13 protein-coding genes are annotated in these 13,010 nt (G+C 66.3%); 9 read left to right on the top strand and 4 right to left on the bottom strand.

Features of this window, described 5'->3' with window-relative positions; translation table 11 throughout:
* Window positions 1–131: 131 nt before the first annotated feature.
* Entirely contained in the window at window positions 132–713 is a 582-nt protein-coding gene (locus tag J3U95_RS04045; RefSeq protein ID WP_208277368.1) for a lipocalin family protein, read from the top strand.
* Window positions 714–716: 3 nt separating this feature from the next.
* Here J3U95_RS04045 and J3U95_RS04040 read toward each other — a convergent pair whose 3' ends face one another.
* Window positions 717–2,168 (bottom strand): DUF4214 domain-containing protein, encoded by a 1,452-nt coding sequence (locus J3U95_RS04040; protein ID WP_208277367.1) that lies wholly within the window; start codon window positions 2,166–2,168, stop codon window positions 717–719.
* Between the two features lie 248 nt (window positions 2,169–2,416).
* Between J3U95_RS04040 and J3U95_RS04035 the strand changes: the two genes are divergently transcribed.
* On the top strand, window positions 2,417–3,322 hold the full coding sequence (locus J3U95_RS04035) for a CAP domain-containing protein (RefSeq protein WP_229519621.1): 906 nt from the start codon (window positions 2,417–2,419) through the stop codon (window positions 3,320–3,322).
* Between the two features lie 159 nt (window positions 3,323–3,481).
* Window positions 3,482–4,390: a UV DNA damage repair endonuclease UvsE gene (gene uvsE / locus J3U95_RS04030; protein ID WP_208277366.1), complete on the top strand. Its 909-nt coding sequence runs from the start codon at window positions 3,482–3,484 to the stop codon at window positions 4,388–4,390.
* Between the two features lies 1 nt (window position 4,391).
* Here uvsE and J3U95_RS04025 read toward each other — a convergent pair whose 3' ends face one another.
* From J3U95_RS04025 to ssuE, 3 genes are read right to left on the bottom strand one after another with little or no spacing between them, the layout of a single operon-like run.
* Window positions 4,392–5,087 carry an alpha/beta fold hydrolase gene (locus J3U95_RS04025; RefSeq protein ID WP_229519620.1) on the bottom strand — a complete coding sequence of 232 codons (696 nt, stop codon included), beginning with the start codon at window positions 5,085–5,087 and terminating at the stop codon, window positions 4,392–4,394.
* Window positions 5,088–5,133: 46 nt separating this feature from the next.
* Window positions 5,134–6,285 (bottom strand): FMNH2-dependent alkanesulfonate monooxygenase, encoded by a 1,152-nt coding sequence (ssuD, locus tag J3U95_RS04020; RefSeq protein WP_208277365.1) that lies wholly within the window; start codon window positions 6,283–6,285, stop codon window positions 5,134–5,136.
* A gap of 17 nt (window positions 6,286–6,302) precedes the next feature.
* Complete coding sequence (ssuE, locus tag J3U95_RS04015) at window positions 6,303–6,854, bottom strand: NADPH-dependent FMN reductase (RefSeq protein WP_208277364.1); 552 nt, start codon at window positions 6,852–6,854, stop codon at window positions 6,303–6,305.
* 193 nt (window positions 6,855–7,047) lie between these two features.
* Between ssuE and J3U95_RS04010 the strand changes: the two genes are divergently transcribed.
* Genes J3U95_RS04010 through J3U95_RS03985 form a run of 6 tightly spaced genes read left to right on the top strand, consistent with a single transcriptional unit; the run spans window position 7,048 to window position 13,009 of the window.
* The gene (locus J3U95_RS04010; RefSeq protein WP_208277363.1) at window positions 7,048–8,262 is read left to right on the top strand and encodes an acyl-CoA dehydrogenase family protein; all 1,215 of its coding nucleotides are present in this window, start codon (window positions 7,048–7,050) and stop codon (window positions 8,260–8,262) included.
* A gap of 5 nt (window positions 8,263–8,267) precedes the next feature.
* Entirely contained in the window at window positions 8,268–9,098 is an 831-nt protein-coding gene (locus J3U95_RS04005; RefSeq protein ID WP_208277362.1) for a methionine ABC transporter ATP-binding protein, read from the top strand.
* Window positions 9,091–9,753, top strand: coding sequence for a methionine ABC transporter permease (locus tag J3U95_RS04000; RefSeq protein ID WP_208277361.1), 663 nt, complete (start codon window positions 9,091–9,093; stop codon window positions 9,751–9,753). The genes J3U95_RS04005 and J3U95_RS04000 overlap by 8 nt, the downstream gene beginning before the upstream one ends.
* A 33-nt stretch (window positions 9,754–9,786) precedes the next feature.
* A complete protein-coding gene (locus J3U95_RS03995) occupies window positions 9,787–10,626 on the top strand; it encodes a MetQ/NlpA family ABC transporter substrate-binding protein (RefSeq protein ID WP_208277360.1) in 840 nt (279 codons plus the stop codon).
* Window positions 10,626–12,017: an LLM class flavin-dependent oxidoreductase gene (locus J3U95_RS03990; protein WP_208277359.1), complete on the top strand. Its 1,392-nt coding sequence runs from the start codon at window positions 10,626–10,628 to the stop codon at window positions 12,015–12,017. The genes J3U95_RS03995 and J3U95_RS03990 overlap by 1 nt, the downstream gene beginning before the upstream one ends.
* 20 nt (window positions 12,018–12,037) lie before the next feature.
* Window positions 12,038–13,009 carry an aliphatic sulfonate ABC transporter substrate-binding protein gene (locus J3U95_RS03985; RefSeq protein ID WP_208277358.1) on the top strand — a complete coding sequence of 324 codons (972 nt, stop codon included), beginning with the start codon at window positions 12,038–12,040 and terminating at the stop codon, window positions 13,007–13,009.
* Window position 13,010: the final 1 nt, after the last annotated feature.

Raw genomic sequence — 13,010 nt, 5'->3', positions numbered from 1 at the left:
TACCCGCTTGCGCGGCGTGGTGGTGCCCTGCTCAGGGCTTGCTGTTCTCATGCAGCGCGCATGCAAATCATGCGACACAGCAATCCCATTGTCACTTATGCTAGGAGCCCGAATATTTACAAGAGGTTCCGATGAACGCCAAACCTTCGTTCTTCGCGTCCTGCGCCGCCCTGGTCCTGTCCGCCCTGTGCGCCGTTCCGGCGCTTGCAGCGGATAGCGCCCGGCCGTTGCAGCCGATCGAATCGCTCGTGGTGCCGCGCTACATGGGCGTCTGGTACGAGATCGCAAAACTCCCCAACGATTTCCAGAAAAAGTGCGTCGGTGACACGACCGCCACCTACAACCTCGGCAAGGATGGGCGAGTGCAAGTCGTCAATCGCTGCCGCACCGCCGAGGGAACGTTCGACGTGGCCGACGGCGTGGCGCGCCAGCTCGGCGGCGCCACCTCGCCCAAGCTCAAGGTGCGTTTCGCGCCGGCGATCCTGTCCTTTATCCCGATGGTGTGGGGGGATTACTGGGTCATCGACCTCGACGACAAATACCAGTTGTCCGCGGTCAGCGAACCCAAGCGCGAATACCTGTGGATCCTGTCGCGCACGCCCCAGGTCGAACCGGCCGAATACGATGCCCTGCTCACGCGCCTGACGGCCCAGGGACTGGATGTGTCCAGGCTGGTGCGCACACCCCAGACCCAGATGCAGACATCGCAATAAAAGCTAGGCGTACGGAATGAAGGCGATGCCGTTCGCGATCAGTTCTGCGAGATTCCCGACGTTTTCCTTGCTCTCGCTGAACTGCGCGAGCACATTGGCGCGCGCCGCGATACCATCGTCACCGCTCAATACGTTTATCCAGTAATCACGGCCGCCCTGGTCCGGCTCACGATCCAACACATTGCCGTACAACGCGATGATGAAGCCGTCCGCGCTCAACGTTCCATAGGTCTCGGCAAACTCTTCGCTGCCGATGAAACCTTCGGCCAGCACTTGCAGCGAATCGCCGCGATCCATCCGGTCGATCCAGTACCCAAGACCAGCCAGGTCCGGCGCACGGTCAAAGGCTGCCTGGTAGATGCGAAATGCCTGGCCCGCATTGTCATCGACGTCGAAGGCAAGCGCGCTGTCGGAGAAGTGAATGCGTTCGATACTTTCCAGTGTATCGATGCCCTCATTGCACTGTCGATCTACCACGGTGATGTGCCTGCCAAGCAATTTGACGTCATAGCCATCCGCGCTGCCGGCGTACAGGGCGGTATCCCGGCCCGCGCCGCCATTCAGGGTATCGTCGCCGGCGCCGCCTTCGAACACGTCATTGCCGCTCCCTCCGGTCATGACGTTCGGCTGAAAGTCGCCGTACAGCACGTCGTCGCCCGCCGTCCCGACGATATTCGGACTCTTGTCGTCGAGGTCGGTATATGGAAGACCGGTTACGGGCAGTTTGACGTCGATTCCTAGGTCTTGCATCACTGCCAGTTCAATCCGGCCAATGTCCCAGCGGTTCTGTTCATAGTTGCCAATATCGCCGATCATTCCACCGAACATGTACTCCGGTGTCAGCTTGATGATGATGTGGCCAACCTCATCCAGGGCTAACGGCCGCCCCAGCAAGGCCATGGTCGCTTCTCCCTCGAAGTAGTAAACTCCATCGCGCAACGCTACCTTGCTGCCGAGGGTGCCGCTGGCGATATTCGGCTGGTCGAAAGCGATCGTGTGCAATATTTCATGCAAGGCGATCGAAACGAAGTCATGCGTACCGGGAGGAATGGCCGGCGACTTGAAAAATACGGGATCGGGATCAAGCCAGACAGGTACGCCATAATTTCGCATCTTGCCATCGGCACCGAGGTAGATGGTGAAGCCGGCGTCGGATTCGCTGCCATTCATGTCCACGCCCGTGGTCATCTCGATCAAATTGCTTTTGACCAGCACGCCGTCCTGGGCAATCCAGGACATCTCGGTCGCAGGGATAATACCGTCCTGCTCCCAGCCCAGTTCACTCTTCAGGTCGGCATGTGACTTGATGTTGACCTTGACGTCGAGCGTGCCATGCCAGTCGATGAAACGATCCAGATATGCCATGACATACTGCACATTCTTGCCGATCAGCGCGTGACTGGCCTGGTCCATCAACTGCTGTGCATCGACGACGGAAACGGTCCACAAACTCATGCCAACTCCTGAAGATCGGTGCCTGCCAGCAGGGCAAGACACCTCATTAAAATTTCATAATAGCAACTTTTGTTACCTTTAAGATTGTTTCCGAGAAATTTATGCAGGGTAAATGACCTTTGTTGGAAATCCGGCTTTCAGCCCCATCTGGATGACGGCGCGGATGTTCCCGTCCTTCTCGCGCCAGCCTACTTGTCCGTTGCGCCACCGAAGTCAGTTGCCAGCTGTCTGCCTGTAGAACGAAATCGATGCCTGCTCCAGAACGATTCCCACGCCTGTGCCATGCCTACCGGATGCTGCCCGGGATAGTCGTGGCCATCGGGTTGCTATCGCCCCAAGCGGCCCTTGCCCAACCCGCGCTCACGGTCGATACATTGGCGAACTTGGTCAATGCCTATCGCGCCGCACCCGGAGCCTGCGAGGGCCGCTCCGCCGCGCCGGCCGCCGCGCTCGATCCGCAACCGGCCCTGGCCCAGGTGCGCATCGGCGCCGGCACCTTCATCGAATCCGCGCTGGAACGCGCCGGTTACCCTGCCGCGCAGGCACAGGCGGTCTACGTCACCGGTCCCGAAGATGCCCAGGCCGCCATGAACGTGCTGGCGCAAAAATACTGCAAGGTATTGCTGAGCGATCGTTTCTCTGCGGTCGGCAGCTACCGCGAGGGCGTGACCTGGACTGTCGTGCTGGCGCGTCCGGCGCCGCCGCTGCCCTCGGCCACCTATCCCGACTGGCGCGAAGCCGGCCGCGCGATCCTGGATGAAGTGAATGCGGCGCGCGCCAGTGCCCGCTCCTGCGGCAAGCAAGCGTTCCCGGCCGCGCCGCCCCTGAGCTGGAACCCCGCACTGGGCGATGCCGCACTTGCCCATAGCCGCGACATGGCCACGGGGCGCTACTTCAGCCACCGAGGCAAGGATGGCAGCCAGGCCACCGACCGCGCCCTGCGCGCCGGCTATACCTGGCGTCGGGTGGGCGAAAACATTGCCTTCGGCCAGCGCTCGCCGCGCGAAGCCGTCGAAGGCTGGCTCGATAGCCCCGGACATTGCGCCAACATCATGAACCGCGGTTTCACCGAGATGGGCGCCGCTTATGGCGTCACGCCGGAGCGGCAGGCCGGCGTCATCTACTGGACCCAGGTGTTCGGCGCGCCGCGTTAGGTAGAGACAGGCACAGTCGCCGCAGGGCAAGCCCCATGCCTGCCCCGCCTTCGACCCGGATTGCGGGCCGAGCCGCGCCGCCCCTGAAAGCTGCTTCGGATAGACTGCCTCTCAATATCAACCTCCCTGTCCGCGTCTCGCGGCGCCGGCCCAGAACACATGACCCAGTCCGCCCCGCAACCACGACTCGGCCTCGTCTGCATCACCGTCTCGAAGGACGTGCGCTACCGCGCGCTCACGCGCAAGCGCCTGCTCGAGCATTCGGAAGATGGCCAGCGCCGCTTGCTGGAAGACATTTATCGCGACAATATCCAGACCCTGGACAATGCGCTGCGTTACTGCGAGCGCGAAGGCATCGCGCTCTACCGCATGCCCTCGTCGATCTTCCCTTTTTCCGATACGCCGTTCGGGCTGGACGTCCTGCAGCAGTTCAAGGAAACCCTGGGCCGCTCTGGCCGGCGCGCGATCGAGCGCGGCATCCGCCTGGTGATGCATCCCGATCAGTTCGTGGTGCTCAGTTCGGACTCGGAAGACGTGGTGGCCAACAGCGTCAAGATCTTGCAGATGCACGCCGACATCATGGATCTGCTGGACCAGCCGCGTTCGCCCTGGGCGCTGCTGGAAATCCACGGCGGCAAGGCCGACCGCGAAGACAATCTGGTCGCGCGCATTGCCGACCTGCCGGACGCGATCCGCTGCCGCATCGGCCTGGAGAATGACGAATACGCCTACAGCGCCGACGAAATCCACGCCGTCTGCGTGCGCGCCGGCGTGCCGATGGTGTTCGACGCCCACCACCACATCGTCCACGAAAAGCTGGACAGCTACGAGCATCCGAGCGTGGCCGAGATGGTGGCCAGGGCGCGCGCCACCTGGCCCGACCCGGCCCACCAGCTGGTGCACATCTCGAATGGCCGCGAAGGCTTCAACGACCGCCAGCATTCCGACCTGATCGCGACGATGCCCTCGTCCTACCTTTCCGCGCCGCATATCGAGATCGAGGCCAAGCTCAAGGAAGAAGCGATCCGCGGCCTGGACGGCTGGTGCGCGAGGTTCGCGCCGGCCTGATTCAGCTGTCCTGCAATTGCTCGAACCACGGCACGATCACATCGCACAATGCTTGCGGCGCCTCGAGCGGAATCATGTGCCCGCTGTCCTCGACCAGCGCGAACTGCGCCCCCGCGATCCCGGCATGCAGCTCCTGCGCTTCTTCCAGGCTGCGCAAGCGGTCATGCCCGGCCGCCACCACCAGGGTCGGACAACGGATCTCGCCCAGCAGATGCAGGTCGCCCGGCCGCTCGACCATCGACTGGTTGCGAAAAGCCACCCCGCCCAGGCGCACGCCCATCATGCGCACGCGCTCGATCAAGGCCTCGTTATCCACCTCGCGCGGATGCAGCGAGCTGGCGATCGCGGTGCGGCTCAGTCCCGCGAACGAGACCGACGGCGCCGCCCGGGCCACCGTGCGCTTGCCCTGGCGGACGGCGTCGGAATCGGGCCGGGTCGAGGTGGCGATCAGCACCAGTGCGCGCACGCGTTCGGGCGCCTGGCGCACCATCTCGCGCGCGACGTAGCCGCCCATCGAGAAGCCGATCAGGATGAAGGACGGCGGCGCCTCGGCCAATGCGCGGCGCGCCAGGTCCTCGAGGGTGGAATCGTGACGCAGGTCGGCATGCGCCAGCGGGCCGAAGGGGGCCAGCCGGTCGCGCATGCCGTCCCACAGCGTCTCGTCGGCCATATAGCCGGGAACCAGCAGGATAGTCATCGCGCCATCATAGCAAAGCGCGATGAAGGCGGGAGCAGGCTGCCTTTCAGGCGGCCTTCCTGGGCAGGATGTCGCTGGCCATCATCTCGCCGAACGGGCCGGTGATCGACTGCTCTCCCTGCTCCGTTCCTTTCCCCAGCAGCGGGAACACCAGTTCGGCGAAGCGGTACGACTCCTCCAGGTGCGGATAGCCCGACAGGATGAAGGTCTCGATGCCGAGATCCGCATACTCGCGCATGCGCGCCGCCACCGTCTCGGGATCTCCCACCAGCGCCGTCCCCGCCCCGCCGCGCACCAGGCCCACGCCGGCCCACAGATTGGGCGAGACTTCGAGCTGGTCGCGCCGCCCGCCATGCAGGGCCGCCATGCGGCGCTGGCCGACCGAATCCATCTTCGCGAACGCGGCCTGCGCCTTGGCGATGGTGTCGTCGTCCAGGTGGCTGATCAACTCGTCGGCCGCGCGCCAGGCTTCTTCATTGGTCTCGCGCACGATCACGTGCAGGCGGATGCCGAATTTCAGCGTGCGGCCATGCTTCGCGGCGCGCGCCCGGATGTCGGCCAGCTTCTCGGCCACCGCCGCTGGCGGTTCGCCCCAGGTCAGGTAGACGTCCATCTGCTCGGCCGCCAGCTCGTGCGCCGGCTCGGACGAGCCGCCGAAGTACAGCGGCGGATACGGTTTCTGCACGGCCGGATACAAGGTCCTGGCGCCCTTGACCTGGATGTGCTTGCCCTCGAAGTCGTAACCGGCCGCGCCGCCCTCGCCCGCCATGCTGGCGCGCCAGACCTTGAAGAATTCGCTCGAGATCTCGTAGCGCTTGGTGTGGTCGGCATACAGGCCGTCGGCTTCGAGCTCGCCCTGGTCGCCGCCGGTGACGACGTTGATCAACAGGCGCCCGTTCGACAGGCGGTCGAAGGTCGAGGCCATGCGCACCGCCAGCCCGGGCGTCGACAGGCCGGGACGGATCGCGACCAGGAATTTCAGCCTGGTGGTAGCGTTGATCAGCGACGAGGCAACGATCCAGGCGTCCTCGCAGGAGCGCCCGGTCGGCAGCAGCACGCCGTCGTAGCCGAGGGTATCGGCGGCGACCGCGACCTGCTTCAGGTAATCGGCATTGACCGGGCGCGCGCCCTTGGTGGTGCCGAGATAGCGGCTGTCGCCATGGGTTGGGATGAACCAGAAAATACTGGGAGTCGACACGGTAAGTCCTCGGTGAATCAGGCAGCGGCGGCTGTCTGTACGCGCGCCTGGAGTTCGGCGTCGAGCTGTTCGATACCCTCGGCGACCCGCTCGGCGATCGGGCCCGCCAGGCGCGTGCCGCGCTCGCTGTCCCAGGCGACCTGCTCGGACGTGGCATAGATGCTGGACAGGATGGCGCGCGCCGACATCGAGGCCAGCACCGGGCGCAATGCATAGTCGAGCGCCAGCAGGTGCGACTGGCTGCCGCCGGTCGCCAGCGGCAGCACGACCTTGCCACGCAGGCCGTCCTGCGGCAGCAGGTCGAGGAACAGCTTGAGCATGCCGGTATAGGCCGCTTTATAGATTGGCGTGGCCACCACCAGCGCGTCGGCCTGGGCCACCAGCGCCAGCGCGCGCGCCAGTTCCGGGTCATTCGCATCCATGCGCAGCAAGGCAGGACCGGGCAGTTCGCGCACCTCGAGGCGCGTCGTGCGCCAGCCGTGGACGGCAAGTTTTTCTCCCACGTGCTGCAACAGGCGGCTGCAGGACGACTGCGACGACGGGCTACCGCCCAGCAAGATGACGCTCATGGTGAATTCCAGTGTTGACGACGATCGTCACAGCGTACGCCGCGCGCACGATCGACCCAACGAATCGTTTCGCTCATCGATATGCGTTTGTCGTTTTAACTTTTCGCGCATATTCATGGCCGGATTTCTTCGTTCACGCGGCGCCAGCTTGGGATGCAAGATGGCAGTTCACCCAACATCGGCACACTGCCCCATGTCCTCCATCCTGCAGCAATTGCGTCCACAAGACGACTACGCCACAGCGGCCATACCCGATCCGCTGGCCATCGCCGCCGACCTGGCCGAGCGCCTGGCCGCCACCGCCGTCGAACGCGATCGCGCCGGCGGCCACCCGAAGCACGAGCGCGAACTGATCCGCGCGTCAGGCCTGCTCACGCTGTCGATTCCCACCGAATTCGGCGGCCAGGGCGCCGACTGGGCCACCGTGATGGCGGCCGTGCGCATCCTGGCCAAGGCCGACAGCGCGCTGGCCCACCTGTTCGGCTTCCACCACCTGCAGCTGGCCGGAATAGGGCTCTACGGCACCGAACTGCAGCAGCGCAGCCTGCTCACTGCCACGGTGCGCCAGAAGCTGTTCTGGGGGAACGCCCTGAACCCGCTCGACAAGCGCACCCGCGCCACCGCCTCGCCGGCCGGCTATATCCTGGACGGCGTGAAGAGTTTTTCGTCGGGCTCGGTGGGTTCCGACTGGTTGACGGTGTCCGCCTGGGACAGTGAAGCCGACGCCGCCCTGATCGCCGTGGTGCCGACCGAGCAGGCTGGCGTGCACGTGGAAGCGGACTGGGACGCCTTCGGCCAGCGCCAGACCGACAGCGGCAACGTCCATTTCGAGAAGGTCTACCTGCCGACCGCGCTGGTGCTGCAGGCCCCGGGCCAGGCGCCGACCGCCCGCTCCACCCTGCGCTCCCAGGTCGCCCAGCTCATCATGGCCAATCTGTACCTTGGCATCGCCCAGGGCGCCTTCGATGCCGCGCGCGATTACACGCTCGAACAGGCGCGCCCCTGGTTCGCGTCCGGCGTCGACGATGCGATCGACGATCCCTTCACCCAGCACCGCTATGGCCAGCTGTGGCTGACCGTGCGTCCCGCCGCGCTGCTGGCCGACGAGGCCGCGCGCCAGCTCGACGCCGCCATCGGCAAGGGCGACGCCGTGACGGCGCGCGAGCGCGGCCTGGTGGCGATCGCGGTTGCCGAAGCCAAGGTGCTGGCGCACCGCGCCGCGATCGAGATCAGCAACCAGATGTTCGAACTGCTCGGCGCGCGCGCCACATCCAGCCGTTTCGGCTTCGACCGCTTCTGGCGCAACGCGCGCGTGCACACCCTGCACGACCCGGTCGACTACAAGTTGCGCGACCTCGGGCGCTACGCGCTCAGCGGCCGCGTGCCCGATCCGACACCCTATTCCTGACCGACATGACAGCTTCCGTATCAGTCATCCGCGTCGAGCGCGCCAGCAAGGCCTTTGCGCTGCCGGAAGGCGGCCGCTTCGACGCCGTGCGCGAGGTCTCGCTCGAGATCCTGCCGGGCGAGATCTTCGGCCTGGTGGGCCGCAGCGGCGCCGGAAAATCGACGTTGCTGCGCCTGATGAACCTTCTTGAAAAGCCCGACAGCGGCAGCATCAGCGTCGCCGGCCAGGAACTGACCGCCCTCGGCGCGCGCGAGCTGCGCGAGGCACGGCGCCGCATCGGCATGATCTACCAGCACTTCAACCTGCTCGCCAACGCCACCGTGTTCGAGAACGTGGCCTTCCCGCTGCGCATCCACGGCGCGATGAACGCCCCGCGCCTGAAGGCGCGCGTGGCCGAATGCCTTGACCTGGTCGGCTTGCTCGACAAGGCGGGCAGCTATCCGGCGCGCCTGTCGGGCGGCCAGAAGCAGCGGGTGGCGATCGCGCGCGCACTGGCCAGCTATCCCACGGTGCTGCTGTGCGACGAGCCGACGTCGGCCCTCGACCCGGACACCACGCGCAGCGTGCTCGATACGCTGCGCGACATCAATGCGCGCCTGGGGGTGACGATCGTCATCGTCAGCCACGAGCTTCAGGCGCTGGGCAGCCTGTGCCAGCGTGCGGCCGTGGTCGAGGATGGCCGCATCGCCGAACTGTTCGACCTGCGCGACCACAGCGAGCCGCGCAAGACCTCGCTCGGCCGCGAGCTGCTGTATCACGCCACCGAAGCTCACGCCGCCGAAGCCCATGCCGCCGCCGTCCATGCCGGCCTCCCGCCAGGAGAGCTGCATGCTTGAAAAAATCCTGCTCGTCGCGCCCGAGCTGTGGCGCGCTTTCGGCGAAACCCTGCTCATGCTCGGCATCGGCCTCTCGGCCGCGGTGCTGCTGGGCGGTCCGCTCGGCGTGGTCCTGTTCCTCAACGGCTCGGGCGAGCCAGGCCGTGGCCGCAGCATCGGCAAAGTGCTGGGCTGGCTGGTGAACACCGTGCGCTCCTTCCCCTTCATCATCCTGATGGTGGCCCTGGTGCCGTTTACGCGCATCGTCGCCGGCACCTCGATCGGGCCGCTGGCCGCCAGCGTGCCGCTGTCCTGCGCCGCCATCCCCTATTTCGCGCGCCTGGTCGAACAGCAGCTGCACGAAGTACCGCGCGGCGTGATCGAGGCCGCCGAAGCGATGGGCGCCACCCGCCTGCAGATCGTCACCCGCGTGCTGTTGCTGGAAGCCCGGTCGGGCCTGGTGCTGGCGCTGACCGTGCTCGCCATCAGCTTCCTGTCCTATTCGGCGGTGGCCGGCGTGGTGGGCGGCGGCGGCATCGGCGATCTCGCCATCCGCTACGGCTACTACCGCTTCGAGACCGACGTCATGGTGATCACGGTCGCGATCCTGATCGCCATGGTGCAGCTGATCCAGTTCGGCGGCGGACGCCTCGCGCGCCGCCTGGACAAGCGCTGAACCGACAAACAAAAAAGAAACGGAAGGAACTCCATGAGCCTGAACCGCCGCATCCTGCTCGCCAGCCCGCTGATCCTGGCCATCGCCCTCGCCGTCGCCGCCAATGCGCAAGCGAAGGATCCAAAGGAAATCGTCATCGGCACCAGCGCCGGACCGTATGCCGACCAGGTCAGGCTGGGCATCAAGCCCATCCTCGAGAAACAGGGCTACAAAGTGCGCATCGTCGAGTTCAACGACTACATCCAGCCCAACTTCGCGCTGGCCGAGGGATCGCTCGACGCCAACGTGTTCCAGCACGTGACCTATCTCGACCGCTTCGCGGCCCAGCACAAGCTGGCGCTGTCCGAGCTGGTCAAGGTGCCGACCGCGCCGATCGCCATCTACAGCCGCCGCCACAAGAGCCTCGACGCCGTGAAAAACGGCAGCACCGTGGCGCTGCCCAACGACCCGACCAACCAGGCGCGGGCACTGGTCATGCTCGACCAACTGGGGTGGATCAAGCTGCGTGCTGGCGTCGATCCGATCCGCGCCTCGGAGCGCGACGTGGTCGCCAACCCGAAAGGCGTCAAGCTGCTGCCGCTGGAGGCGGCCCAGTTGCCGCGCTCCCTGCAGGACGCCGACTATGCCTTCGTCAATGGCAACTATGCGCTGGCATCTGGCCTCAAATTGCGCGACGCGCTGCGCACCGAGAAGATCTCGCCGGCCTACGCCAACCTGGTGGCGGTCAGGACGCCAGACCGCGACAAGCCCTTCGCGCGCGACCTGGCGGCCGCCTACAAATCGCGCGCCTTCCTGGACGTCACCAACAAGCATTTCGCCGACTACGCCAAGACCGATTACCAGCTGGCGCTGCAATCCACCGGAGCCAGGTGATGGCGCGCCGCATCCGCTTCAATGCCTTCCAGATGAACACCCCGAGCCACCAGTCGCCCGGGCTGTGGACCCATCCGAGAAGCGACAGCGAGCGTTACCTGACGCCCGGCTACTGGGTCGAGCTGGCGCAGCTGCTGGAGAACGGCGGCTTCGACGCCATCTTTCTCGCCGACGTGCTGGGCGTGTACGACGTCTACCGCAAGGGCCCGGAAGCCGCGCTGCGCCACGGCGTGCAGGTCCCGCTGAACGATCCCATGGCCCTCGTGCCGCTGATCGCCCACGCCACCACGCGCCTCGGGATCGGCGTCACCGCCGCCCTGACCTACGAACACCCCTATACCTTTGCACGCCGCATGTCGACGCTCGACCATCTGAGCGGAGGCCGGATCGGCTGGAACATCGTCACCGGCTACCTCGACAGCGCCGCGCGCAACCTGGGCCTTGGCCAGCAACCCGGCCACGATGAGCGCTACGACCTGGCCGACGAATACATGGAGGTCGTCTACAAGCTGTGGGAGCGCAGCTGGGAAGACGGCGCGGTGAAGCGCGACAAGGAGCGCGGCATGTATACCGACCCGGCCAGGGTGCACCCGATCCGGCACAAGGGCCGCTACTACGAGGTGCCGGGTTTTCACCTGTGCGAGCCGTCGCCGCAGCGCACGCCCTTCCTGTACCAGGCCGGGGCCTCGCCGCGCGGCGCCCGTTTCGCCGCACGCCATGCCGAAGCCACCTTCATCAGCGGCCCGAGCAAGGCGGTGGTGAAACGCGGCGTCGACGCCGTGCGCGTCGCCGCGCGTGCCGAGGGCCGCGATCCGGATGCGCTGCTGGTGTATGCCCAGGCCCTCGTCATCACCGGCGCGACCGAGGCCGAGGCGCAGGCGCGGCTCGAGGAATACCGGCGCCACGTCGACGTCGAGGCCGCGCTCACCCTGCTCTCCGGCTGGACCGGCGTCGACTTCGCGCGCCACCACCTGGACGACACCATCGAGTACATCGACACCGACGCCGGCCGTTCGGCCCTGGCCTCGCTCAGCGCCGCCGATCCGGGCCGCGACTGGACCGTGCGCGAAGCGGCCGAATTCATCGGCCTTGGCGGACGCGGTCCCATCATCGTGGGCGACCCGCGCCAGGTGGCCGACCAGCTCGAATCCTGGATCGACGACACCGGCGCCGACGGCTTCAACCTCGCCTTCGCGCTGCCGCTCGAAGACATGACGCTGGTGGTCGAGCACATCGTGCCCGAACTGGCGCGGCGCGGACGCTACGACGCCGCCCCACGGGGCGGCACGCTGCGCGGGCAACTGCTCGGCCAGGGTCCGCGCCTGGCGCCCGGCCATCCGGGCAACCGGGTCGAGATCGCATCCCCGCTGTCTGGCATCCAGGCAGCTTGAATCACCATCAAAGGACCATCATGAAACGAAGAAGCCTGTTGCAACTGGCCGCCAGCGGCGCCGCCCTCGCCGTCCTGCCCGCACGCGCGGCTCCCTTATCGGAGCTGCGCCTCGACTACGCCCACTACTCGCCGACCAGCCTGGTGCTGCGCCACTTCGGCTGGCTCGAAGAAGAATTCAAGGCCGACGGCACCCGCATCAAATGGGTGTTCAGCGCAGGCAGCAACCGCGCGCTCGAGTACCTTAACGCGAACAGCATCGACATCGGCTCGAGCGCCGGCCTGGCGGCCCTGCTGGCCCGCGCCAACGGCAATCCGATCCGCACGCCCTACCTGTTCTCGCGGCCCGAGTGGACGGCGCTGGTGGTGCCCAAGAATTCGCCGATCCGGAGCCTGGCCGACCTGAAGGGCAAGAAGGTGGCTGCCACCAAGGGCACCGATCCCTATCTGTTCCTGCTGCGCGCCCTGCAGACCGTGGGCCTGAAACGCAGCGACATCGAGCACGTCAGCCTGCAGCACGCGGACGGCCGGGCCGCGCTGGAGCAGGGCCGCGTGGATGCCTGGGCCGGCCTCGATCCGCATATGGCGGCGGCCGAACTCGATGGCGGCGCGCGTCTGCTGTACCGTAACGTGGGCTTCAATACCTATGGTTTCCTGAACGTGCGCGAAGACTTCCTGGCCACCCGCGCGAACGAGACCGCGCGCGTGATCAAGGCCTATGAGCGCGCCCGCGCCTGGACCCGCGCCAATCCATCCGAAGCGGCCAAGATCCTGTCGATAGAGGCCAAGGTGCCGCTGCCGGTCGCGCTGCTGCAGGTCAAGCTGCGCTCGGACTTCAGCAACGCCCAGCCGACCGCCGAGCACCTGCGCGCGCTGCAGCTGGCGGCGCCGATCCTGCGCGACGAGGCGCTGGTCCGCCCCGGCACGGACCTGGACAAGGCGATCGCCGGCCTGGTCGACACCGGCTTCGCGCGCCAGCTCACCAGGGCCTGAC

It is taken from the genome of Massilia oculi (genome assembly GCF_017582745.1).
In the GTDB taxonomy this organism is placed as follows: domain Bacteria; phylum Pseudomonadota; class Gammaproteobacteria; order Burkholderiales; family Burkholderiaceae_D; genus Telluria; species Telluria oculi_A.
The sequence above is the reverse complement of the archived record's forward strand: the minus strand, read 5'-3'. Positions and strand labels throughout refer to the sequence as shown.